Annotated in this window: 23 protein-coding genes, 1 tRNA gene and 1 pseudogene; 10 read left to right on the top strand and 15 right to left on the bottom strand. The window is 68.7% G+C overall.

Annotated elements, in window-relative coordinates; all coding sequences use genetic code 11:
• Positions 1 to 9 precede the first annotated feature (9 nt).
• Together ACWXWW_RS15415 and ACWXWW_RS15410 are read right to left on the bottom strand one after the other, a co-directional pair.
• Positions 10 to 378, bottom strand: a complete 369-nt coding sequence (locus tag ACWXWW_RS15415; RefSeq protein ID WP_271173372.1) for an RNA-binding S4 domain-containing protein — start codon at positions 376 to 378, stop codon at positions 10 to 12.
• 37 nt (positions 379 to 415) lie between these two features.
• The gene (locus ACWXWW_RS15410; RefSeq protein WP_455970727.1) at positions 416 to 997 is read right to left on the bottom strand and encodes a GNAT family N-acetyltransferase; all 582 of its coding nucleotides are present in this window, start codon (positions 995 to 997) and stop codon (positions 416 to 418) included.
• Positions 998 to 1184: 187 nt separating this feature from the next.
• Between ACWXWW_RS15410 and ACWXWW_RS15405 the strand changes: the two genes are divergently transcribed.
• A tRNA-Pro gene (locus tag ACWXWW_RS15405) sits at positions 1185 to 1258 on the top strand.
• Between the two features lie 173 nt (positions 1259 to 1431).
• On the opposite strand, the gene ACWXWW_RS15400 is transcribed toward ACWXWW_RS15405, so the two are convergent.
• From ACWXWW_RS15400 to ACWXWW_RS15370, 7 genes are all read right to left on the bottom strand, one after another.
• Entirely contained in the window at positions 1432 to 2649 is a 1218-nt protein-coding gene (locus ACWXWW_RS15400; protein WP_200113635.1) for a tyrosine-type recombinase/integrase, read from the bottom strand.
• Positions 2636 to 2836 (bottom strand): helix-turn-helix transcriptional regulator, encoded by a 201-nt coding sequence (locus tag ACWXWW_RS15395; protein ID WP_054683737.1) that lies wholly within the window; start codon positions 2834 to 2836, stop codon positions 2636 to 2638. The genes ACWXWW_RS15400 and ACWXWW_RS15395 overlap by 14 nt, the downstream gene beginning before the upstream one ends.
• Positions 2833 to 3498 (bottom strand): hypothetical protein, encoded by a 666-nt coding sequence (locus ACWXWW_RS15390; RefSeq protein WP_082406265.1) that lies wholly within the window; start codon positions 3496 to 3498, stop codon positions 2833 to 2835. The genes ACWXWW_RS15395 and ACWXWW_RS15390 overlap by 4 nt, the downstream gene beginning before the upstream one ends.
• Before the next feature lie 108 nt (positions 3499 to 3606).
• Positions 3607 to 4125 carry a single-stranded DNA-binding protein gene (locus tag ACWXWW_RS15385; RefSeq protein WP_082406264.1) on the bottom strand — a complete coding sequence of 173 codons (519 nt, stop codon included), beginning with the start codon at positions 4123 to 4125 and terminating at the stop codon, positions 3607 to 3609.
• A gap of 74 nt (positions 4126 to 4199) precedes the next feature.
• The gene (locus ACWXWW_RS15380; protein ID WP_082406263.1) at positions 4200 to 6011 is read right to left on the bottom strand and encodes a TraM recognition domain-containing protein; all 1812 of its coding nucleotides are present in this window, start codon (positions 6009 to 6011) and stop codon (positions 4200 to 4202) included.
• 99 nt (positions 6012 to 6110) lie between these two features.
• A complete protein-coding gene (locus ACWXWW_RS15375; RefSeq protein WP_156366505.1) occupies positions 6111 to 6650 on the bottom strand; it encodes a hypothetical protein in 540 nt (179 codons plus the stop codon).
• Positions 6647 to 7075 (bottom strand): hypothetical protein, encoded by a 429-nt coding sequence (locus tag ACWXWW_RS15370; RefSeq protein ID WP_230767182.1) that lies wholly within the window; start codon positions 7073 to 7075, stop codon positions 6647 to 6649. Before ACWXWW_RS15370 ends, ACWXWW_RS15375 begins: the two co-directional genes overlap by 4 nt.
• A 184-nt stretch (positions 7076 to 7259) precedes the next feature.
• Between ACWXWW_RS15370 and ACWXWW_RS15365 the strand changes: the two genes are divergently transcribed.
• The 8 genes from ACWXWW_RS15365 (at position 7260) to ACWXWW_RS15330 (ending at position 13126) form a co-directional block, all read left to right on the top strand.
• Complete coding sequence (locus tag ACWXWW_RS15365; protein WP_082406262.1) at positions 7260 to 7475, top strand: helix-turn-helix domain-containing protein; 216 nt, start codon at positions 7260 to 7262, stop codon at positions 7473 to 7475.
• A gap of 59 nt (positions 7476 to 7534) precedes the next feature.
• Positions 7535 to 8884 carry a hypothetical protein gene (locus ACWXWW_RS15360; protein ID WP_200113638.1) on the top strand — a complete coding sequence of 450 codons (1350 nt, stop codon included), beginning with the start codon at positions 7535 to 7537 and terminating at the stop codon, positions 8882 to 8884.
• On the top strand, positions 8885 to 9226 hold the full coding sequence (locus ACWXWW_RS15355) for a hypothetical protein (protein ID WP_200113639.1): 342 nt from the start codon (positions 8885 to 8887) through the stop codon (positions 9224 to 9226). It abuts the gene before it with no gap.
• An 87-nt stretch (positions 9227 to 9313) separates the two neighbouring features.
• Positions 9314 to 10288, top strand: a complete 975-nt coding sequence (trxB, locus tag ACWXWW_RS15350) for a thioredoxin-disulfide reductase (protein ID WP_200113641.1) — start codon at positions 9314 to 9316, stop codon at positions 10286 to 10288.
• Entirely contained in the window at positions 10285 to 10611 is a 327-nt protein-coding gene (gene trxA / locus ACWXWW_RS15345) for a thioredoxin (RefSeq protein ID WP_054683720.1), read from the top strand. Before trxB ends, trxA begins: the two co-directional genes overlap by 4 nt.
• A complete protein-coding gene (gene arsB / locus ACWXWW_RS15340; protein WP_054683717.1) occupies positions 10608 to 11708 on the top strand; it encodes an ACR3 family arsenite efflux transporter in 1101 nt (366 codons plus the stop codon). Before trxA ends, arsB begins: the two co-directional genes overlap by 4 nt.
• Positions 11705 to 12706, top strand: coding sequence for a metalloregulator ArsR/SmtB family transcription factor (locus tag ACWXWW_RS15335; RefSeq protein WP_054683714.1), 1002 nt, complete (start codon positions 11705 to 11707; stop codon positions 12704 to 12706). Before arsB ends, ACWXWW_RS15335 begins: the two co-directional genes overlap by 4 nt.
• Positions 12707 to 12721: 15 nt before the next feature.
• On the top strand, positions 12722 to 13126 hold the full coding sequence (locus tag ACWXWW_RS15330; RefSeq protein ID WP_200116588.1) for an arsenate reductase ArsC: 405 nt from the start codon (positions 12722 to 12724) through the stop codon (positions 13124 to 13126).
• Between the two features lie 146 nt (positions 13127 to 13272).
• Here the strand turns inward: ACWXWW_RS15330 and ACWXWW_RS15325 are convergent, their stop codons facing one another.
• The 5 genes from ACWXWW_RS15325 to ACWXWW_RS15305 all read right to left on the bottom strand — a co-directional run bounded on the left by ACWXWW_RS15325 (position 13273) and on the right by ACWXWW_RS15305 (position 18112).
• Positions 13273 to 13581 carry a hypothetical protein gene (locus ACWXWW_RS15325; protein ID WP_200116587.1) on the bottom strand — a complete coding sequence of 103 codons (309 nt, stop codon included), beginning with the start codon at positions 13579 to 13581 and terminating at the stop codon, positions 13273 to 13275.
• Positions 13578 to 14132, bottom strand: a complete 555-nt coding sequence (lspA, locus tag ACWXWW_RS15320) for a signal peptidase II (protein ID WP_024356154.1) — start codon at positions 14130 to 14132, stop codon at positions 13578 to 13580. The genes ACWXWW_RS15325 and lspA overlap by 4 nt, the downstream gene beginning before the upstream one ends.
• Complete coding sequence (locus tag ACWXWW_RS15315) at positions 14129 to 16042, bottom strand: heavy metal translocating P-type ATPase (RefSeq protein ID WP_230767177.1); 1914 nt, start codon at positions 16040 to 16042, stop codon at positions 14129 to 14131. Before ACWXWW_RS15315 ends, lspA begins: the two co-directional genes overlap by 4 nt.
• Positions 16039 to 16398, bottom strand: coding sequence for a Cd(II)/Pb(II)-sensing metalloregulatory transcriptional regulator CmtR (cmtR, locus tag ACWXWW_RS15310; RefSeq protein WP_017883886.1), 360 nt, complete (start codon positions 16396 to 16398; stop codon positions 16039 to 16041). Before cmtR ends, ACWXWW_RS15315 begins: the two co-directional genes overlap by 4 nt.
• Before the next feature lie 235 nt (positions 16399 to 16633).
• Positions 16634 to 18112: an ATP-binding protein gene (locus ACWXWW_RS15305; RefSeq protein WP_455970721.1), complete on the bottom strand. Its 1479-nt coding sequence runs from the start codon at positions 18110 to 18112 to the stop codon at positions 16634 to 16636.
• Positions 18113 to 18195: 83 nt separating this feature from the next.
• Here ACWXWW_RS15305 and ACWXWW_RS15300 point away from each other — a divergent pair, with 83 nt between their 5' ends.
• Positions 18196 to 19074, top strand: coding sequence for a hypothetical protein (locus ACWXWW_RS15300; RefSeq protein ID WP_455970719.1), 879 nt, complete (start codon positions 18196 to 18198; stop codon positions 19072 to 19074).
• On the opposite strand, the pseudogene ACWXWW_RS15295 reads toward ACWXWW_RS15300, so the two are convergent.
• Positions 19075 to 20292: pseudogene (locus ACWXWW_RS15295) on the bottom strand (SCO6880 family protein); the annotation flags it as partial. It abuts the gene before it with no gap.
• Between the last annotated feature and the right edge of the window lie 76 nt (positions 20293 to 20368).

Here is a 20368-nt window from a genome sequence, read left to right as displayed (position 1 = left end):
TCTCGGTGCTCAGCCGCGCCCGAGCAGCTTGTCGATCTCTCGTCGCTCGCGCTTCGTCGGGCGGCCTGCGCCACGGTCACGTGTGACGATCGGCGCGACGAACTCACGAGGCGGTGGCGGGGGAGTGCGGTCCTCATACGCCTCTGCTGCGAGTGGCGCCGACACGCGCTTCTGGAGCATCCCGCGGACCCCGAGAATCCGATCGAAGCCGTTGATGCGCACGCGCACCTCGTCGCCGACCTTCACGGCGTAGGCCGCCTTGACGTGGTCGCCGTTGACGCGCACGTGTCCACCGCGGATCGCCGTGGTCGCCGCGGACCGGGTCTTGTAGACGCGCACCGCCCACAGCCAGACGTCGATTCGAACGGACTCGCTCATGATCCGTCCATCGTACGGCGCGCTCGCCGCAGGGCGGTCAGAGGCGCAGAGCGACCACGGCTCGCGACGGGGTCGGGTGCGCGATGACCTTGAACCCCGCATTCGCGAACGTCGAGAGGGCCCCGACGTAGAGGTCGTTGGACCGCGTCTCGCGCCCGGAGTCCGTGTCGATGGGGTACGCCTCGAGCACGCGCGCCCCGTTCCGCCGTGCATAGTCGACGGCCGCGTCGAGCAGCGCGCGCGTGATGCCCTGGCCGCGGTGCTCGCGGCGGATGGAGAAGCACGTGATGGCCCAGACGCCGTCGTCCTCCAGAGGCTCCTGTGTTCCCGACTTCACGATGCGCGACCGCAGAACGCGCCGCTGCGCCGGTCGCGGGCCCACGCGCACCCAGCCGGCGGCCCGGCCATCTGCGTAGGCGACGAGGCCCGGGGGTGGACCGGCGTCGATCTCGTCGCGCAGCATGCGCTCGCGCTCGTCAACGGACGTGGTCTGCCACTCCTTGTTCGGAAGCACGGGCCACATGCACTGGCAGCTGCGGCCGTCGCCGCCGCCCGTGAGGGCGCTCTGCACGTCGTGCCACTGCGCTGTGGTGGCCGGCGCCGTCGTGATCTCAGCCATGCCCCGACGCTACCCCCGACCGCCGACACACGCGGCGGTCGTGTGGGTTCGCGGCACCTCGTTCGACCCGGTAGACTGTTCGAGTTGTCCGCGTCCGCGCGGGCTACGGGATGTGGCGCAGCTTGGTAGCGCACCTGACTGGGGGTCAAGTGGGTTAGTGGGCTGTTTCGGTCTGAAAAGTGAACAACGGGATGTGGCGCAGCTTGGTAGCGCACCTGACTGGGGGTCAGGGGGTCGCAGGTTCAAATCCTGTCATCCCGACAGAAAAGCCCTGGTGAGATGGTAAATCTCACCAGGGCTTCGTCGTCTCGCTGGAGGGGTTTATGTAGACCTCTGCTCGCTCCGTGACGGTCGTCCAGCGGCCGGCCCGAGAACGCCGTCTACGACGAGCCGGGACCAAACCGGGACCAGAGGGCATGATCCCGTCCCCTTCTTCAGCTGATCGAGGGCGCACGGGAGTCCCGCACCGGATGTTGAACACCCGTGGAACCTTGGCTGCTGAGGAAGGCGTTGGCCTGTGCGGCGGCGTCCGCCAGGTGCCGGGTGTCGGGGTGCAGATACCCTCGCGTGGTTTCCAAAGACTTGTGCCCGAGGATCCCCTGCAGCACATGCAGAGGGATGCCCGCATCGGCGAGCCAGGTTGCTCCGGTGTGCCGCAGGCCGTGCCGAGTGAGGTTCGGCAAACCGAGTTCCGTGACCACCGCATCCCACTTCGTGGCGTCGCGAACGGTAGCGGTCGTGAGGACGCCTCCGCGCGGCCCGGTGAGGAGTCGCTCATCCGGCGCGCGACCAGCGGTAAGACGTCGGAGGACAGGCTCGAGGGGCTGCAGGATCGGGACGTGTCGAATCTCGCGCCCTTTGGTCTGCTTCGTGACCAGCCCACCGGAGCCGGGGAAAGTCTGGCGCCGGATCGTCACGATCCGCTGATCCCAGTCCACGTCGCCGACCTGTAGCCCTGCAACTTCGGATCCTCGGGAAGCAAGGAGAGCGCAGAGCATGACGAAGTCTGAGTAGCTTTGGTGAACCTTGCCGCAGGCATTCGCCAAGGTAGTGAGCGTCGCAAGATCTTTGAGGGCATGTACTCGCGGTGACGTGTCGTTCTCGACGACGGTGAGGGCGGTCTTGCCTAGGCTGCGACGCGAACGCTGGCGGGCGGGGTTGCTCTGGATGACATCGTCGCGGACTGCTTCATCGAGCACGCGCACGAGCGGTGCGATTGTGTTCTTGATCGTCGACGCGGAGCAGCGCGTTTCCCAGTCATCGATCGTGCGATCGATCATGCCTGCCGTAATCTGCGAGATCGGGAGATGGCCCAGGGACGGCAGGACGCGCAAGCGAAGGCCGACTTTGTATCCGTCCACGGTGGAGGTGGGATCCAAGCCCCGCATCCAACGGTCGCCGATAAAGGTGACGTACTCCGACAGCGAGATACGCCGGTCGATTCCGGTCTCTGCCGAGGCCTGCAAGCCTCGGAAGAACTCCTCGGCCGCTTCTTCGTCCGGAACGACGAGTGCACGAACCATCCGCTTCTTCGTCTCGGGGTCTGTCCATCTCGCCCGAGCGCGGATGCCTGATCGTCGGTACTCCAGGTCGGTGGCGACCTTCACCCCGATCGGTGGAATGGGCGGCAGGCCGTTATCAGGGCCGCTCATGGCTCAGCGACTCCAACCAGGCTTCGACTGCGTCGAGCCGATACCGGGTGATGCCTCCCAACTTGAGGAACGGCGGCCCCTTCTCATCTGCCCGCCACCGCGACAGCGTTGACTCCGATACCTTGAGGAGCACGGCCACCTCGTGACTATCGAGGAGCGGCGAGGTCAGGGCTGGCTCGTCGCTCATGGCTGCTCCCGCCACTCGAGGTTCGTGATCTCTCGGATCGTGGCGTTCTGCTCCGCCCGACGTGCAAGTACTTGCTCTTCCACGAACGCGAGGAAGTCCTCGGTGCGGTTCGTGACCGTGCGCTCGGTCGTGTCGGGAGCCTCCCAGTCTTCGGCTTCACCGCCGGGCCACTCGGTGATGCGGGTGGCGCGGTCGCGGTCGAGGCGGGTGCCGGAGATCGTGACCCAGTCGCGGAGGCGCTCGCGCGCGATCGCGAAGTCGTGGTGCCAGGCGAGGGCCTGGTTGCCTTTGGCCTGCGGGTCGAAGCAGAACAGCCAGTGCTGCCTGAGCGCCGACAGCTCCCACAGGAGTTCGGGGTGCCGGTGCCACATCGGCGGCACGACCTGGGCGGGCAGCCCGTAGGTGTGGCGGAGCCAGTCGACCCAGGCGTTCAGCTCGAGGAGCTCATGCTCGACATCGCCGGGCGGCAGCGTGCGCCAGTTGATCGGCCTGGGGACAGCGCCGAGAGTCTTCGCGATGTCGTTCGCGTACGCCTGCCTCGCGACCTCTCGGGCTGTCGCCGCGACATCCGGCGGCAGCCCCTCGTCGGCACCATCAGCCGGGGCGTCGCCCCCAGCAGGCGGGGCGTCGCCCCCGGCAGGCGGGGTGGGGTCGGTATTCATCAGAGGTACTCCAAACGCGTGAACGAGAAAGAAGGGCAGCGCGTGGCGCTGCAATGAGGGGCGGGTGCGGCAGCCGGCCGAGTCGCGGGGCGGGCTGCCGCACCCGGGTCAGCGGGCGACCGCTTCCCGCTGCACGGCCGGGGTCGTGGCGGCCTGGGGCGTGTCGGGGTCGAGCTGCGCTTCGCGTTCGGCGAGCGCCTGCTGCATCTCCCGGGCGGGGGTGTCGTGCTGCGGGCTGTCGCGGTCGGGGCGGCGACGATCGACGGTGTAGTTCGTGGTGTTGTTGTCGTGCCCGATCCGGGACGCGACGTACTGCTCGCGCTCCTGGCCCTCACTGTTGGTGTACTCGCGCTTCTCGGCCACGGCGATGAAGTTGTCGCCCTTGCGGAACTTCTCGTACGCGCGTTCGGCGGACTTGCGGTACATCACCAGATCACCGAAGTCGGGCTCGAGCTCGGTGAACGAGCCGTCCTCCTCGCGTCGGGACTGCGGCTCACCGATCCGGGCATAGAACCGCGCATCGCCTTTGCTCGTGAACGTCAGCTCCGGGTCGGAAGCGATGAACCCCCACAGCGGCTTCTTCTGCCGCTGCTGCTCCTCGGCTTGATCCTGCGGTTCGTCGGCCATCAGCTTCACTCCTTGCCTCGCGCCCCGCAGCCGTGGTGCGGGGTCACCAGGCAGGTACGACCCCCACCAGAGACTTACGCCTCCTCGTCACCGTCAGCACCATCCGTGGCCTCCGGGCTGGGGGTGGAACCGTGCTGGAGGGTCTGCTCGATCTCGGCGCGGTCGGTGCGGAGCTGTTTCGCACCGGGGCGGGCCGTCCAGGGGCGCAGCCGGGTGATGATCGGGCGTGCGGTGCGGAGCATCACGACCCCGGTGCCGAACGGCAGGGTTCGCAGGATGTCGGGCGGGAGGATCGGCACCCTGCGGATGGATCGCTGGTTGGAGTGCGCGCCGTAGGCGTCGGTCGTGATCGCGTCGGTGGTCTCGTCCCGTTCCCCGATCAACGTGGAGAGGTCTTGCAGGTCGCGGGAGTTGGAGGCGCCGCCGAGGATGATCTTCACGATCGCCGCATCCCAGATCGCCGACGCCTGGTTCTCACCCCACTTCTCCCGCGCCTGCGCGAGCGACTGCAGCACCGGCACCGGAGTGATCCCGGTACCCCCGCCTTCGGCCATCAGCGTCGGCAGCGACGGCAAGGGGCTCAAGTTTCCGATCTCGTCCAGCATGAGCAGCAGGGGCGGGTCGAGGCGCGCCCCGGGTGAGCGGGCCGCGATCTTCCTCGCAGTCTCGACGAGGTCTTCGATGAACGCGGCCACGAGCGCCGCCGACGCCCCCGCCCCCGCCCCGGTCGCAAGCAAGTAGAGGGTGCCGTTGCCGGTGAGGAACTCTTCGGGGTCGAACTCCTCCCCACCCGCCGGGGTGACCGCGTCCAGTACGCGCGGGTCGGCGAGCGCGGCGAACGCGAGGGACACGCCCTGCCAAATCGAGTCGCGGGTGCGGGGGTCGGCTTGCACCATCGCGTCCAGCGAGTCGGCCCACCCGTCGGCCGCTGCGGGGTGGGAGGAGAGGATCCTGACCGCGTCGGCGGCGAGCGTGGGGTTCAGCGCCCACTGGTACAGGGTGCGCGCGTCCCGGCCGTCGAGGGCGGCGGCGTGGAGGAGGCACTGGATCGCGGCGGTCGTTTTCCCTTCCCAGAAGCCCGCGTCCTGCACGCCGCCGAACCCGGTCGCTGTGGCGAGGCCTTTCGCGCGGATCATCGCCGTGAGCGGATCCTGACAGCCGCGCACCGGCGACCACCGCATCCCCGCCGGAAGCCCCGGCGCGAGCTGTTGCGGATCGAACACCGCGACCTTCCCTTTCCGGGCACGGGCCTGCATCGTCGCGGTGAGATTGTCCGGCCGCGTCGACGTCGTGATCACCGCGCCCGGGGCGTCGAGGATCGCGTTCACGGCAACGAAGAACCCTTTACCCGCACGCGGCGGCCCGATGAGGAGGATCGAGTCCTCCACGGTCGCCCACACCTGCCCGCCCTTGCCGTGCCCGAGGAAATACCCGACCTGCTCCGGCGTCACCGTCCCGTTCAGTGACGGGCGCAGCGTCGACGCCTTCCGCAGCAGCGCTTTCCGGGAGGCGACCTTCACGACCTCGGCCGCGGTCGCCGTTCCCGCGAGCCGGTGCGGATCTACCGTCGACCTTGCGCGGAGGATCGCCCGCACCACGAGCAGGATCGCCCCGGCCAGGGTGAGGAGGAAGGCGGCGACGACCGCCCAGTACAGGATCGGGTTCAGCCCGTCCGCGCCGAGCGCCGCACCCGGGTCGAGCGGGGTGGCGAGCACGCCGAGTCCGGAGGTGAACCCGCCCGACGGCTCGGGGAGGCCGGTGAGGAACGCGGCCACGGTGCCTGCGAGGCGGAGCAGCCCGGTGAACGCGGCGGCAGCGACGAGGGCGCCGAGTGCGAGATTGATGAAGACGTCGTTGGCAGGCCTCGCCTGCACCGGCCCAGACATACGGCACCTGCCTCCCGACCCCAGGGGTTGAACGGTGGGTGGGGTCAGGAGGCAGGTGCGGCGGCAGACAGCGGGGTCTGGTCGAAGCGGGTTGCTGGGTTAGTCGATGCGTTGCACGGAGGCGGTGCCGGAGATCCGGCCGAACAGCAGCACCTCCCCGGCAGGCTTCGGCGCCTCGCCCCGATCCAGGAGCGCCCGCACACCTCCGGTGTGGTCGGCGGAGGCGTGCCGCAGGATCACCGCGACCGCGACATCCTCCCCGGCGATGAACCCGTCCGCAGTGAACTCCACCAAGCTCGACAGTGGCATCCCCTGCGACGGACTCTCGGGTGGGGCGAACGGGGAAGGCGGTGCGGGCGGGGTGAGGACATCGGCCTGGATGCTGCCATCGAGCTCTCGCACCTCCACCCGCGTCGGGGACGCGAGCCTGGCGACGAGCTCGGTGACGGTCTGCGCGATCGCGTCCCGGCGGATCGGGGTCGCGGCGAGCTTGTCGCCGTTGACCGTCACGATCAGCGTGTCCGCGCTCACCGCCTCGAGCAGAATCTGCGGCAACACCGCAGGCACCACCACTGTCCGTGGCGTGTCGGCTGGGGTGGTCGGCTGGGGCTGCGTACGGCGGCGACGTGGAAGGCTCATGCCATGAAGGTGCGACCCGCGCCCGGCCGTCCCGGCTCTGGCCGCTCGGTCACTTCGACGATGAGGGTCGCTTCGCGTTCGGCGAGCTCGGAGATCGCGCCGGCCCAGCCTTCCGCGATCACGATCAGGCGCTCGTAGCCGGCCGACGCGATCTCGCCCTCGGCGAACGTCACCCACGGATACCGGCCGCGAGGCTCGGCAAGGCAGGCTTCGGACTCCCACGTCCAGGAGGTGGGGACGCGCTCATCATCAGACCAGTCGGTGCCGGTGTACTGCTCGGTGATCGCCAGCCGGGGCGAGGAGCCGGCCATCGGGGTGAACACGTAGTGCCCGGCCCCGAACGTGACCGGATCCGCATCCGCCAAGAACACGTGCTTCCCGAACCTGCGGCCAATCTCCCGCAGCCCGTCATCGAGAGCCATCATGTTCCGCACCAGCTCCTCCCGAGAGAGACTCATGACGCCCCTCCCGCCTCGCTGGGATTGGCGTGTTTCCGCGGATCTTTGGCTGTCTCTATAGCCGCATCTTCTTGACCGAGGTTCATGTCTCTCAGGTGCGCTCCGCCCGCCCGCTGTAACGGACTTACCGCTTGTCGAGAATCCTGACGGGCTGTGGACGGGCACCCCGACCACGATCCGGCTGGACGATCTCGACGTCATCTGCCATGTCCTCGGTTGCGAGCCGACTGATCTTCTCGTGCCCGAGCCCGAGAAGGTCCGAGCCCGCAAGCCCGGCGCCCGTCGGCGGGTAGAAGCGAGTGGGAGCACGAATATGGTCGCGCCCCGGTTCGGCCCGAAGAACGATCGGCCGGCGCCACCGCTATGAGTCCGGCACGCGGCCCGAACGGACCCTTGAGTCCGCCGCTGCCCTGGACTGCGTGCGGGGTGAAGCCGGCCGCGTGGCTCACGCCCCGAATCGACTTCTGCTACGACTGCATCCCCGGCGGCCCGTTCACACCGCCGGCGTGCAGCAAGTGCGGATCGGCCGAGTATTACAGCCAAGGGCTCTGCGCCCACTGTCACCCCGGCAGCCCCGGCTTCATCGGCTCCTGCCGCGACTGCCTCGCCTGGGGCGTCTACCGGCAACGCAACTGGCGGTGCTGGAAGTGCCGCTGGTGGTTCACGCACTACCCGCAGGGCGAGTGTGTCTCCTGCCACCGCGAGGTCACCATCGGTGAGCAGGGCTACTGCCGCCTCTGCCTGGAAACCGCCCGCTACCACCAGACGCCCGGCGAACCGCTCGACCTCGACGCGGCCCGCAAGTACGGCCAGCAGCTCTTCCTCGCCTCGATGAACGACTCCCGCCGGCCCGCAGAACTCCGCCTGCCGATGGCGATGAGCATCCGCGAAGCGCTCAAAGTCATCAACACGCCGCCGCCGGTTCCCGCCAGCTACCAGCCGGTGCTGTTTCCTATCGACCCCGACCCCGAACGCCTCCGTCAGCGCTCCAATGAGATCAGGCTGCGCGACATCACCAGCCGCACCGACCACTTCCTCTACGCCCGCGCCCGCGAGTACGCATGGAGCAAGCGACAGACCAACCAGGTCAGGCGCACCCTGAAGGTCCTGCAGTTGGTGTTCCCCGGCGCGAATCTGCGCTTTCGCGCCTCTGACATCCTCGCGATGCGCAGCTACGACGGCGGAAGCAACATGCGCTCCACCATCGAAGTCCTCGAAGACGCGGGGCTGCTCATCGACGATCGGGGGCCCTCGTTCACCACGCTCTTCGAACGCAAGACTCACGCCCTTCCTGAGCCGATGCGATCCCAGCTCGAGCTCTGGCGCGACATCATGGTCGACGGTTCCAAGACCCCGCCGCGCCGTCAGCCCCGCGACACGATGACCGTCAAAGGCCAGATGTATGGCATTCTTCCCGCGATCACTCGCTGGGTCGAAGACGAGCGCACCAGCCTCGCAGGGATCAGCACCGAAGACATCGTCGCCGCCCTCCCTGACGACCCCTCGCGCCGTCACACCATGATGCTCGGCTTCCGCAGCCTGTTCACGATCCTGCGCGGCCGCAAGCAGGTCTTCATCGACCCGACAAATGCGATCCCGCTGCGCGGCCCCAGACGCAACCTCCCGCTGCCGATGGAACCCACCGCGATCCGCGACGCGCTCACCAATCCCGACCCCGCGATCGCGTTGGCCGTCTCGCTCGTCGCCTTCCACGCCCTGACCACGCAGCAGGTCCAGCACATCCAACTCACCGACATCATCGACGGACGTCTGTGAATGCCCGACGGCCGCTTCATCCCGCTCGCGAAACCTGTCCGCGTCCGCCTGAGCGCGTGGCTCGACCACCGTGCCCAGCGCTGGCCGGAAACGAAGAACCCCTACCTGCTCGACACCGTCCAGACCGCGCCCCGTCTCTCACCGCCCGGCCGGAACTTCCCCTGGAAGAAGGCCGGAGTGACAGCCCAGGCCCTGCGCACCGACCGGATTCTCTACGAAGTCGAGCAGACCGGCGGAGACGTCAGGCGCATCTGCGACCTCTTCGGCATCGGCATCGAGGCCGCCCTCCACTACGCCCGCACCGTCACAGACCCGCCTGACACCACGGCCGACAGTGCGTGACCCCCAGAAGATGAACCTTCGGCAAACACCCGCCGAGATGCGTCTCGCCGACTTGCCGCCTGCTTCGATATCAGTCAATATAGATGTATGTCGAATCAAGAGGTCGAGTTGGTCATCGTCGGGTCCGGTCCCGCCGGGTACACCGCAGCGGTCTACGCCGCTCGTGCGGGGCTTGCCCCGGTCGTGATCGCCGGCTCGGTGACCGCGGGCGGGGCGTTGATGACGACGACCGAGGTGGAGAACTTCCCCGGCTTCGTCGATGGTGTGCAGGGTCCGGAGTTGATGGAGTCGATGCGGGCGCAGGCTGAGCGGTTCGGCGCTCGGATCGTCTACGACGACGCGATTCGCCTCGACCTCGAGGGCGACGTGAAGATCATCGAGACGGGTGCCGGGATGACGTATCGGGCGCGGGCGGTGGTCCTGGCGATGGGTTCCGCGTACCGCAAGCTCGGCCTCCCCGAGGAAGAGCGCCTGTCGGGGCACGGAGTGTCCTGGTGCGCGACGTGCGACGGGTTCTTCTTCCGCGACAAGGAGATCGCCGTGATCGGTGGCGGGGATTCCGCGATGGAGGAGGCGCTGTTTCTCACCCGGTTCGCGTCGAAAGTGACCGTCGTGCACCGCCGGGACGAGTTCCGGGCGTCGAAGATCATGGCACGGCGCGTGCTGGACGACCCGAAGATCGAGGTCGCCTGGAACAGCGAGGTCGCCGCGATCCTCGGCGACGAGCAGGTCACCCGGCTCACGCTGCGCGATACCGTCACCGGGGCCGAGCGGAGACTCGACGCGACGGGGGTGTTCGTCGCGGTCGGGCACGACCCGCGCTCCGAGCTCGTGACCGGCCAGGTCGACACCGACGCGGACGGGTACGTGCGGGTCGCGCACCCGTCGACGCGGACGAACCTGGCCGGGGTGTTCGCGGCCGGGGATCTCGTCGATCACACGTACCGGCAGGCGATCACCGCCGCGGGCACCGGCTGCGCGGCCGCGCAGGACGCCCAGCACTACCTGTCGAACCTTGCTCCCGCCACCGTTTCCGCACCTGTTCTGGAGGTTTCCGCATGAGCACCGTCACCCCCGTCACCGACGCCACGTTCCGGGCTGAAGTGCTCGAGTCCGAGCTGCCCGTCGTGGTCGACATCTGGGCGGCCTGGTGCGGGCCGTGTAAGGCGGTCGCCCCGATCCTGGACCAGCTCGCCGGTGAGTACGCGGGCCGGGTGAAGATCGTGAAGGTCGATGCCGATCAGAACCCCGAGACCGTGACCGCGGCCGGCGTGACCTCGATCCCGACCCTCGGGTTCTACCGGAACGGGGAACGGGCGGACGTGTTGATCGGCGCGCAGCCGAAGCCCGTCTACGCGACGAAGATCGAGGAGCTGCTCGCATGACCGACACCGTGACCCGCACCGCACCGAAACGGCTCTCCACCCTCGACAAGTGGCTGCCGCTGTGGATCGGCCTCGCCATGGTCGCCGGTCTCCTCCTCGGCCGGTTCGTGCCTGTGCTCTCCGACGTGCTGTCCGCGATGGAGGTCGGTGGGATCTCGGTCCCGATCGGGCTGGGCCTGCTGGTGATGATGTATCCGGTGCTCGCGAAGGTCCGCTACGACAAGGTCGCCGCCGTCACCGGCGACAAGAAGCTCCTGGTCTCTTCGCTCGTGATGAACTGGCTCGTGGGGCCGGCGGTGATGTTCGCCCTGGCCTGGATCTTCCTGCCGGATCTGCCCGAGTACCGCACCGGGCTGATCATCGTCGGGCTCGCCCGCTGCATCGCGATGGTCGTGATCTGGAACGATCTGGCCTGCGGTGACCGGGAAGCGACCGCGGTGCTGGTGGCGATCAACTCGGTGTTCCAGGTCGTCGCGTTCTCCCTGCTGGGCTGGTTCTATCTCACCGTCCTGCCGGGCTGGCTGGGGTTGGACACGCAAGGGCTGGAGATCTCGGTCTGGCAGATCGCGCTGAATGTGATCGTCTTCCTCGGCGTCCCCCTCGCCGCGGGGTTCGCGTCGCGGTGGATCGGCGAGAAGCGGAAGGGGCGCGACTGGTACGAGGAGACGTTCCTTCCGAGGGTCGGGCCGTGGGCGCTGTACGGGCTGCTGTTCACGATCGTGCTGCTGTTCGCCCTCCAGGGCGAACAGGTCACCTCCCGGCCGATGGACGTCGCCCGGATCGCACTTCCCTTGCTGGTGTACTTCGGGCTGATGTGGTTCGCGGGGCTGCTGCTCGGCAAGAGGATCGGCCTGAGCTACGCGCGATCGACGACGCTCGCGTTCACCGCGGCCGGGAACAACTTCGAACTGGCCATCGCGGTCGCCATCGGCACCTTCGGCGCGGCCTCCGGGCAGGCCTTGGCGGGGGTCGTCGGCCCGCTCATCGAGGTGCCCGTGTTGGTGGGGCTGGTCTACGTCTCGCTCTGGGCGGCGAAAGCCTGGTTCCGCACCGACCCCTACACCACCGAATCCATGATCGAATCGAGGACGTCATGACCGACGCTGCTGTCCTTCCCGACGCCGAGGCGTGCGCGCCCTCCGCGATGCACGCGATCGGCGCCGACGCAGCTGCGACTGTGGCCGGGGCGCTCAAGGCGCTGGCGGATCCGCTGCGGCTGCGGATGCTGTCCGCGATCGCGACCGACCCGCGCGGCGAGTCCTGCGTGTGCGATCTCGCGGAGCTCGCCGACGTGTCCCAGCCGACCGTCTCCCACCATCTGAAGGTGTTGAAGGAGACCGGGATGCTGCGGTCCGAGCGGCGCAGTACGTGGGTCTGGTACCGGATCGCGCCGGGCAAGCAGCGCGCCGTCGCGGCCCTCCTCGACGCGTTCGCACCAGCGGCAGTCGCCGACGAGCCGGAGGACGCTCAGGCGCGAGTTGAAGCGTTGCGGCAGATGGACGCCCGCGTGACCCGGCTCGCCGAGGAACTGGCCGACGAGCTGACCGGGCTGCATCGTGATGTCGTGATCGCGATCGTGCGCGAGTCCTACGCGGGCCTGGTGCGGTCGGCGAAGCTGACGCAGCACATGATCCCGCTGACCGAGCGCTTCGCCCGCCAGCGCCTCGCCGACCTCACCCGGGATCGGTCTTCGGGGGTGCCGCAGGTGCTGTTCGTGTGCGTGCAGAACGCGGGCCGTTCCCAGCTCGCCGCCGCCATCGTCAACCAGCTCGCCGACGGCCGAGTGATCGCCCGTTCCGCAGGCTCGACCCCGGCGTCGGACCTGCACCCGCACGTGCGCTCCCTGCTCGTCGAGATCGAAGGCGAGCAGGAGGCTCGGGATGCGTTCCCGAAGCCGCTGACCGACGACGCCGTCCGCGCCGCGGACGTTGTGGTGACGATGGGCTGCGGCGACGTGTGCCCGATCATCCCGGGTGTCCGCTACGAGGATTGGGCCGTCGGCGACCCCGCCCTCGCCTCCCCGCAAGGGGTCGACGCGATCCGACACGACATCGAGTCCCGCGTCCGCGCCCTCCTCGCGACCCTCACCGACTGAAAGAAGCCAAAGTTCATGACCGTTCAGCAGCCCTCTGTCCTGTTCGTCTGCGTCCACAACGCCGGCCGCTCCCAGATGGCCGCCGGCTATCTCCGCCACCTCGCCGCAGGCCGCATCGAGGTCCGCTCGGCCGGGTCCATGCCCGCCGAGCAGATCAACCCCGTGGCCGTCGAAGCCATGCGCGAGGAAGGGATTGACATCACCGCCGAGCAGCCGAAGGTGCTCACCACCGAGGCGGTGCAGGCCTCCGACGTGGTGATCACGATGGGCTGCGGCGACGCCTGCCCGTTCTTCCCGGGCAAGCGGTACGAGGACTGGAAGCTCGACGACCCCGCCGGACAGGGCATCGAGGCGGTGCGCCCGATCCGCGACGAGATCAAAGGTCGCGTCGAAACGCTGCTGGCGGAACTGCTCGTCTGAGGGACTGCGAGGGACTGCGAGCACGGGAGGGGCAGCGGCCAATGGCCCTGCCTCTCCGCTGTGTTTCCGGGTTTCCTGGTCCCTGCGGCGAACACCGATGTGCCGTGAGGCGTGCGCCATCGATCGCGCTACAGCCCGTTCTTGCTCTACCGGGACGCGCCTCGCAGCGCTGCTTCGATCTGCTCCTGCGTAGGCGCTCCGGCGAATCCGCTTTCCGTCGAGTAGACGCGGCACGCGAGCGAGCGGACCGGTGCTGTCGGGAACAGGTCGACGCCGTCGACGAGGATCGTGGGCGAGCCTCCGAACCGGGTGCTTACCGCCTCGGCCTCGGTCCGGATCGTGACCAGCTCGACAGGCACGGCCCTGAATCCAAGAGCGTCCAGTGCTGCGCGCGCGTTGGCTTCGGCCACGTCCGTGTTCGGGCAACCGACAATGTGCAGCAGCTCGACCTTCATGCGGCATCCTCGAATCGCGCGTCGTTCGACGCCCGGTCCGGGCCTGGCGGGAGAAGGTTCAGGCAGACCAGGCCGACACCGGCGACGACGAAGACATCGGCGACGTTCCCGACGAACAGGTCGCCGTAGGCGAGGAAGTCCGTGACCTGCCCCTGTCCGAAGGAGGGCGGGTTCAGGAGCCGGTCGACGAGGTTGCCGACCGCGCCGCCGAGGACCAGGCCCAACGCGGCACCCCACCGCGCGCCACGCAGCCGCACAGCGAACACAACTACCGCGATGGCGGCGAGGAGGCCGACGAGGGTGAAGATCCAGGTGGACCCGGAGCCGAGCGAGAACGCGGCTCCGGGGTTGTAGACCAGGGACAGGCCGAACAGGTCGCCGACCAGCGGAACCCGCTCGCCAGAAGTCAACTGCGCCACAGCGAGGGCCTTCGACCCCTGATCGAGGGCCACGGCGAGCACGGCGACCGCGAGGGCGACGCCGAGTGCCCTCCGACCTTTCGGGGAGGGCGGACTCGTCCCCTCGGCGACGACGGTGCCCTGCGCGGTCACGCGATCGACTTCCTGGTGCGCGCGGCGCGCAGCCCGTTGAGGATCACGATCACCTCGGCGATCTCGTGCACGAGCACCACGGCCGCGAGGCCTAGGACGCCGAACAGGGCCAGCGGCAGCAGGACGGTGATGATCAGCAGCGACAGAATGATGTTCTGGTTGATGATGTGCCGTCCCCGGCGGGCGTGGTCGAACGCGCGCGGGAGCAGGCGCAGGTCGTGGCCGGTGAAGGCGACGTCGGCGGACTCGATCGCGGCGTCGGAGCCGGTCGCGCCCATCGCGATGCCGATGTCCGCCGCGGCGAGGGCGGGGGCGTCGTTGATGCCGTCGCCGATCATCGCGACCGACCCCTGCTTCTCGCCGAGCTTGGCGATCGCTGAGGCCTTGTCCTCGGGACGCAGCTCGGCGCGGACGTCCTCGATCCCGGCCTGCATTGCCAGAGCCCGGGCGGTGCGGGCGTTGTCGCCGGTGAGCATGGTCATCCCGACGCCCTGGGCGGCGAGGGTGCGGACCACCTCGGGGACCTCGGGTCGCAGCTCGTCGCGGACGCCGATCGCCGCGACCGGGACGTCGTCGCGGTGCACGATCACGACGGTCATGCCCTGCTCCTCCAGGCCCGCGACCTGGTCCTTGAGCGTCCCGGCGTCCAGCCATCGGGGGCTGCCGACGGTGACCCGGGCCCCGTCGAGGGTGCCCTCGATGCCGTGCCCGGCCTGCTCGGTCACGTCCAGGGCGGCGGGGGCTCCGGGCGAGGCGGCGGTGATCGCGGCGGCCAGCGGGTGGGTGCTGTGCTGCTCCAGGGATGCCGCCCAGGCCAGGGCTTGCGCCTCGGTCACGCTGTCCGTGGTGAGGACGGCGGTGACGGCGGGCTCGTTGCGGGTGAGGGTGCCGGTCTTGTCGACGGCGACGTGGCGGATCACGCCGAACCGTTCGAACACGGCACCGGATTTGATGATCACGCCGAACTTGCTCGCCGAGCCGATCGCGGCGACGACGGTCAGCGGGACGGAGATCGCCAGCGCGCACGGCGACGCGGCGACGAGCACCACGAGGGCGCGGGTGATCCACAGCTCCGGGTCGCCCAGCAGCGAGCCGATGATCGCGACGAGAGCGGCGAGGATCAGCACGCCGGGCACGAGCGGCCGGGCGATGCGGTCGGCCAGGCGGGCACGGTCCCCCTTCTCAGCCTGCGCCTGCTCGACCAGCTCCACGATCGTGGTCAGCGAGTTGTCGGTGCCCGCCGCGGTCGTCTCGACCTCCAGGGCACCGGCGGTGTTGATCGCCCCGGCCGACACCGCGTCGCCGGGCTCGACCTCCACCGGGATCGACTCCCCGGTGATCGCCGAGGTGTCCAGGCTCGACCGGCCCGTGCGGACGATCCCGTCGGTCGCGATCCGCTCACCGGGACGCACGAGCATCAGCTGACCAACGGCCAGATCCTTCGCGGCGACCTCCACGGACGCGCCATCCCGCCGGATGGTCGCGGTCTCCGGGACCAGCTTGAGCAGCGCCCGCAGCCCGCCGCGGGCGCGGTCCATGGCCTTGTCCTCCAGCGCTTCGGCGATCGAGTACAAGAACGCCAGCGCCGCGGCCTCCTCGACGTAGCCGAGGATGACCGCGCCCACTGCGCTGATCGTCATCAGCAGCCCGATGCCGAGCTTGCCCTTGAACAGCTTGCGGATCGCGCCGGGCGTGAACGTCGACGCGCCCAGCAGCAGGCCGATCCAGAACGCCACCAGCGCCGGGATCTCCGCACCCGTCCATTCCAGGACCAGGCCCGTGCCGAAGGCGACGCCGGAGAGCACCGGGACCATGATCCCGCGGTCACGCCACCACGGACGCTCCCGCTCTTCCTCGGCCTCCTCGCCGACCCGGGTCTCCGGCTTGTCGCAGCCGCACGCCGCGCTCACGCGCCCGCTCCCGTCCCGCAGCAACCCGGCACCGTGCACTCGGCGTCCATGCACGGCGCGTGCTCGTCCACGGCCAGCGTCACGTCCACCAGCGCCGTGAGCGCCGCCGCGAGGTGCGGGTCGGCGATCTCGTAGCGCGTCTGCCGACCCTCGGGCTCGGCGACTACGATCCCGCAGTCGCGAAGACAGGTCAGATGGTTCGACACGTTGGAGCGCGTCAGCTCCAACTCGCGCGAGAGCACGGCCGGGTAGCTCGGGCCGTCCAGCAGGGTCATCAGGATCCGGGAGCGCGTCGGGTCCGCCATGGCCCGGCCCAGCCGGTTCATGACGTCGAGACGCGAAGCAATAGTCAGCATGCACTGAACTATACAGCAAGCACTGAACTATTGTCGATGATGGCGAACCATGCACCCGCGACCCAGCAGCGGCACTCCCGCCCCCGCGGAGCCCTCACGACACCCGCACCGGCGGGCGCGGTACAGTCGCAGAGGAAGCAGTTCCTCGAACATCCACCCGCACCCACACCAATACAACGGCACGGGCGGAAGTTCCCGCCAAAACCGTCAATATTCACCGGAACATCTAGGTTTTCTAGAGCATCCGGGCGCGGGTGTCGAAGAGTGCCAGCTCGTCGGGGTGGAGCTGGTGTTGCACTACATAGCTGGATTCCTTGATCCGCCACAGCCCCTGCCCGGTGCCCAGCGACGGGAGCAGCTTCTGCTCGGTGCCGGTGAGGCCCAGCGTTTTCGCGGTCACCCCGATCTGGTCGGACTCCTGCCGGTAGATGATCCTGGACTCCGCATTCGCCAGCAGCGAGTTCGCCAGCGACCGCATCGCCGACCCCTGATCGCCGACATTGTCGAGATCGGTGAGCTTGTGGAAGATCAGCAGGTTCGCGATCCCGTAGTGCCTCGCGAGCCGCCAGTGCGCATCCATCCGCTTCAGCAACGCCGGGTGCGACATCAGCCGCCACGCTTCGTCATACACCGTCCACCGCTGCCCGCCGTTCGGATCCAGCAGCGCGGATTCCATCCACGCACTGGAGCAGGTCATCAGCACCGAGATCAGTGTCGAGTTCTCTACCACCCGCGAGAGATCCAGGGTGATCATCGGCAGCGTCGGATCGAACGTCACCGTCGACGGCCCATCGAACAGGCCGGCCAGATCCCCGGAGACGAGGCGCCGGAGTGCGTGCCCGACCATCCGCCCGTCCTCCGCCAGCCGGTCATCCCCTCCCGGGTCAGGGGTGAGGATGTGGTCGACGACCATCGGGAGGATCGGCACCGACGCGTGAGACACGACCGCCTGCAACGCGATATCGATCACCGTGTGCTCCAACGGCGACAGCGACCGTTCGAGCACGGTCTCGGCGAGCGCCCCGATCAGATCCCGCCTGCGGGAGGCGACCATCGCCGCCCACTCGCTATCGGTCACCCCGCCCGGCCGGTACCCCTCATCCAAGGGGTTGAGCCGGTTGCGGAGGCCGTGACCGAGGACGATCGCTTTCCCACCGACGGCTTCGGCGACCGCGGTGTGTTCGCCTTTCGGATCACCCGGGACGTAGACGCGCCGCCCGAACGGGATCGGCCTCGTGTAGAGCGATTTCGCGAGCGATGATTTGCCGCTGCCGACGATTCCCGCCAGCACTAGGTTCGGGGCGGTGATGATGCCCCGCTGGTAGAGCACCCACGGGTCGTACACGAACGAGCCGCCCGAGTACATGTCCTGCCCGATGAACACGCCGCGCGAGCCGAGCCCGCCCTCCGCGAGAAACGGGTACGCGCCCCGCAGCGCCGCTGACGTGTCCTGATGCGCAGGCACCCGGAACCCGCGATACGACCGCAACGCCGCAGCCCCCGCCTCACCGCCCTTGGGGAGGTAGTTCGTCGAGCGGGCCTCGGCCCGCTCCGCCGCGAGCTTCTCTTTCACGGCCCGGCGCTGCTCGGCGTGGTCGCGGGCGACGACCTGCCGGGCCGCGCGTTCACGAGCCTTGCGCTGTCTACGCCCGGCACCGTCTTCGACGAGCACGGTGGAGTACAGCTTCTTCGAACCGGGAGGCTTCGGAGTCATGAGCGCCTGCTTTCGTCAAAGGTCATCGACGAACAGGTACGGAACCACCGGGATGCCGTCCACCGCGCTGGGAGAATAGGGTCGTGGCTTCTCTCGACTTCTACAGCGATCGCAACGGTTCAGCTCCGCCGCGAGATCAGGACGAGCTTCCCGACGCGACCCGGCGGGGGCTGCTCAACCTCGTACAGAGCAAGATCGATGCGGACTGGTTCGCGCAGCGCTTCCCGGAGCCGTGTCTGGACGGGAACGGTGTCTGCGGCACCAACGTCGAGGCGCTCACGGTCGATCTGCAGGCCCTGATCCCCGAGCTTGGCTACCCGTTGCTCACCAGCAATGGCTCAGCGGACGAGGCCATTTTCGATCTGCTTGAGTATGCGGCTCAGCGGCTCAGTCTTCCCGAGCAGGACGGTTGGCATTCGTTCTATCGGCATTACGAGCTGAAGTTCGATCAGAAGAGAGGGCGTCGCAGCTTCCGGGAGGAAGTCAACCAGATGCTCTCGCGCGGCCGAGCGACCTTCGAGATGGACGACGCGCTGCAGATCCAGCGCTTTGGCACCCCGGAGGTGCGCGGAGTGCTCGCCGACCTGAACCCGAATACCCGCGACGCGGCACTCGACAAGCTCATCGTCGATTCGCGTGCCCTGTTCATGTCCTACCGGGAAGGCGACCGCAAGCTCGGCCTTGAGAAGCTCTGGGACGCTTTCGAGCGCCTCAAGACGATCGAATTTCCCGGTAACAAGAAGGCCAGCGCCCAGCAGCTCCTGGCGCACATCAACGATGAGCCGTTCCGCGAGCTCCTCGAAGCCGAAATGCGCGCCCTGACTAACATCGGCAACGGCTTCAACCTCCGCCATCACGAGACGGATAAGCATCAGGTACCGACAGAGGCCTACGACTATCTGTACTCGCGCATGGGCGGCCTGATGATCACGCTGCTCCGTGAGAGCGGCCGCCTCGCCTGATCAGATCCCGCGGCACAGCGGCAGTGCGGCGGCAACGAACGCTTGGGCTTGTTGGCCGACGAGGCGGCGGGTTTCGCAGGAGGCTTGGATTGCGGCTTGCTCGATCGCGGAGACGGCGGCTTCGAGCTCGTCGGCGGTGGTCGCGGACACGGCGATGAGGCCGGTGTATCTGAGTACGCCGTGCCCGCTGGTGAGGTCGGATTCCTGCTGGAGCACGTCCTGGTATTCGGCGGTCTGTTGGGCGTCTTCGATCTGCCCGACTTTCTGCCGTTGGGCGGCGTCGCTGATGTACTCGGTCTTCTTCTTCCGGATGTCGCGGGCGGCCTGGTCGGAGCGCACCGGGTCGCACAGCAGCGTGAACGCGCGCCGGATCCCGCTGGACAGCAGCACCGGGGCGAGGAATCCCGGGTAGACGAGGGAGCGCGGCCACTCGCTGATCCACAACACCACGTGGTGGGCGCTGTCGGAGCGGAGCCGATCCCAGGTCTCCTCGACCGCGACCGGGCCGGCGGCGGCGAGTTCCTGCCCGATATCGCCTGCCCGTTCCAGGGTCGCGGCGATCGCGGGATCGTAAGCGCTGCGGAGCATGATGGCGAGCTGGCCGGTGGTGTACCAGTCGGAGGGGTGGAGGTCGGCGGTGCGCAGCGCGGTGGTGAGGGTGGCCATCTCCTGCCGCAGCACGGCGGCGGCACCTCGGAGGCCGCCGCCCGCGGTGCGGATCGGGCGGGCGGCAGCGCGCATGTCGAGGGCGAGGGAGATGGTGGAGATGTGGCGTTCCCCGGCCGGGCCTGCCCGGTCGATGAGCTCCCGGTAGGTGCGGGCCACCCAGGAGTCGTCGTCGTGGCCCTGCTCCGCCCACCACTGGGCGAGCCCGGTGCCGGAATCGGGGACGGTGCGCTCGAGCACCTGCAGGCGGGCGATCCGCGTCGATCGGGACGCGGTGGAGAGCACGCGCCCCCAGGCGTGGACGCGGCGTTCCTGCTCGCCCGGGTCGAGCAGCACGAACGAGGGATGCGTCACCTCCAGCAGCACGGTGAGGGTCTGCCCGTGCGGGTCGTGCACCATCACCGCGTTTGTTTCCGGATCCTCGTATTGGCGTAGCGCGGCGGCGTCGCCGGGGAGCGCGAGCGTCCCCGCGGGGCGCGGCTTCACGATGCGCTTGCGGTACCGGGTCTGCCCGAGCACCTGTCGCAGCAGCCAGTGCAGGGTGATCGGCAGAGCGTGTCAAATGGTGTGTGTAAGGGGTGCTGGTTCTCCTTACGAAAGGAAGCACGCACTTGGCGATCGACAAGGT

The organism is Microbacterium sp. KNMS, assembly GCF_053851835.1.
The sequence above is the reverse complement of the archived record's forward strand: the minus strand, read 5'-3'. Positions and strand labels throughout refer to the sequence as shown.

What these genes read in the sequence shown, in the direction of transcription:
- ACWXWW_RS15415 (WP_271173372.1), bottom strand. Translation starts at nt 378, where the DNA reads ATGAGCGAGTCCGTTCGAATCGACGTCTGGCTGTGGGCGGTGCGCGTC.
- ACWXWW_RS15410 (WP_455970727.1), bottom strand. Translation starts at nt 997, where the DNA reads ATGGCTGAGATCACGACGGCGCCGGCCACCACAGCGCAGTGGCACGAC.
- ACWXWW_RS15400 (WP_200113635.1), bottom strand. Translation starts at nt 2,649, where the DNA reads ATGAGCGGCCCTGATAACGGCCTGCCGCCCATTCCACCGATCGGGGTG.
- ACWXWW_RS15395 (WP_054683737.1), bottom strand. Translation starts at nt 2,836, where the DNA reads ATGAGCGACGAGCCAGCCCTGACCTCGCCGCTCCTCGATAGTCACGAG.
- ACWXWW_RS15390 (WP_082406265.1), bottom strand. Translation starts at nt 3,498, where the DNA reads ATGAATACCGACCCCACCCCGCCTGCCGGGGGCGACGCCCCGCCTGCT.
- ACWXWW_RS15385 (WP_082406264.1), bottom strand. Translation starts at nt 4,125, where the DNA reads ATGGCCGACGAACCGCAGGATCAAGCCGAGGAGCAGCAGCGGCAGAAG.
- ACWXWW_RS15380 (WP_082406263.1), bottom strand. Translation starts at nt 6,011, where the DNA reads ATGTCTGGGCCGGTGCAGGCGAGGCCTGCCAACGACGTCTTCATCAAT.
- ACWXWW_RS15375 (WP_156366505.1), bottom strand. Translation starts at nt 6,650, where the DNA reads ATGAGCCTTCCACGTCGCCGCCGTACGCAGCCCCAGCCGACCACCCCA.
- ACWXWW_RS15370 (WP_230767182.1), bottom strand. Translation starts at nt 7,075, where the DNA reads ATGATGGCTCTCGATGACGGGCTGCGGGAGATTGGCCGCAGGTTCGGG.
- ACWXWW_RS15355 (WP_200113639.1), top strand. Translation starts at nt 8,885, where the DNA reads ATGCCCGACGGCCGCTTCATCCCGCTCGCGAAACCTGTCCGCGTCCGC.
- trxB (WP_200113641.1), top strand. Translation starts at nt 9,314, where the DNA reads ATGTCGAATCAAGAGGTCGAGTTGGTCATCGTCGGGTCCGGTCCCGCC.
- trxA (WP_054683720.1), top strand. Translation starts at nt 10,285, where the DNA reads ATGAGCACCGTCACCCCCGTCACCGACGCCACGTTCCGGGCTGAAGTG.
- arsB (WP_054683717.1), top strand. Translation starts at nt 10,608, where the DNA reads ATGACCGACACCGTGACCCGCACCGCACCGAAACGGCTCTCCACCCTC.
- ACWXWW_RS15335 (WP_054683714.1), top strand. Translation starts at nt 11,705, where the DNA reads ATGACCGACGCTGCTGTCCTTCCCGACGCCGAGGCGTGCGCGCCCTCC.
- ACWXWW_RS15330 (WP_200116588.1), top strand. Translation starts at nt 12,722, where the DNA reads ATGACCGTTCAGCAGCCCTCTGTCCTGTTCGTCTGCGTCCACAACGCC.
- ACWXWW_RS15325 (WP_200116587.1), bottom strand. Translation starts at nt 13,581, where the DNA reads ATGAAGGTCGAGCTGCTGCACATTGTCGGTTGCCCGAACACGGACGTG.
- cmtR (WP_017883886.1), bottom strand. Translation starts at nt 16,398, where the DNA reads ATGCTGACTATTGCTTCGCGTCTCGACGTCATGAACCGGCTGGGCCGG.
- ACWXWW_RS15305 (WP_455970721.1), bottom strand. Translation starts at nt 18,112, where the DNA reads ATGACTCCGAAGCCTCCCGGTTCGAAGAAGCTGTACTCCACCGTGCTC.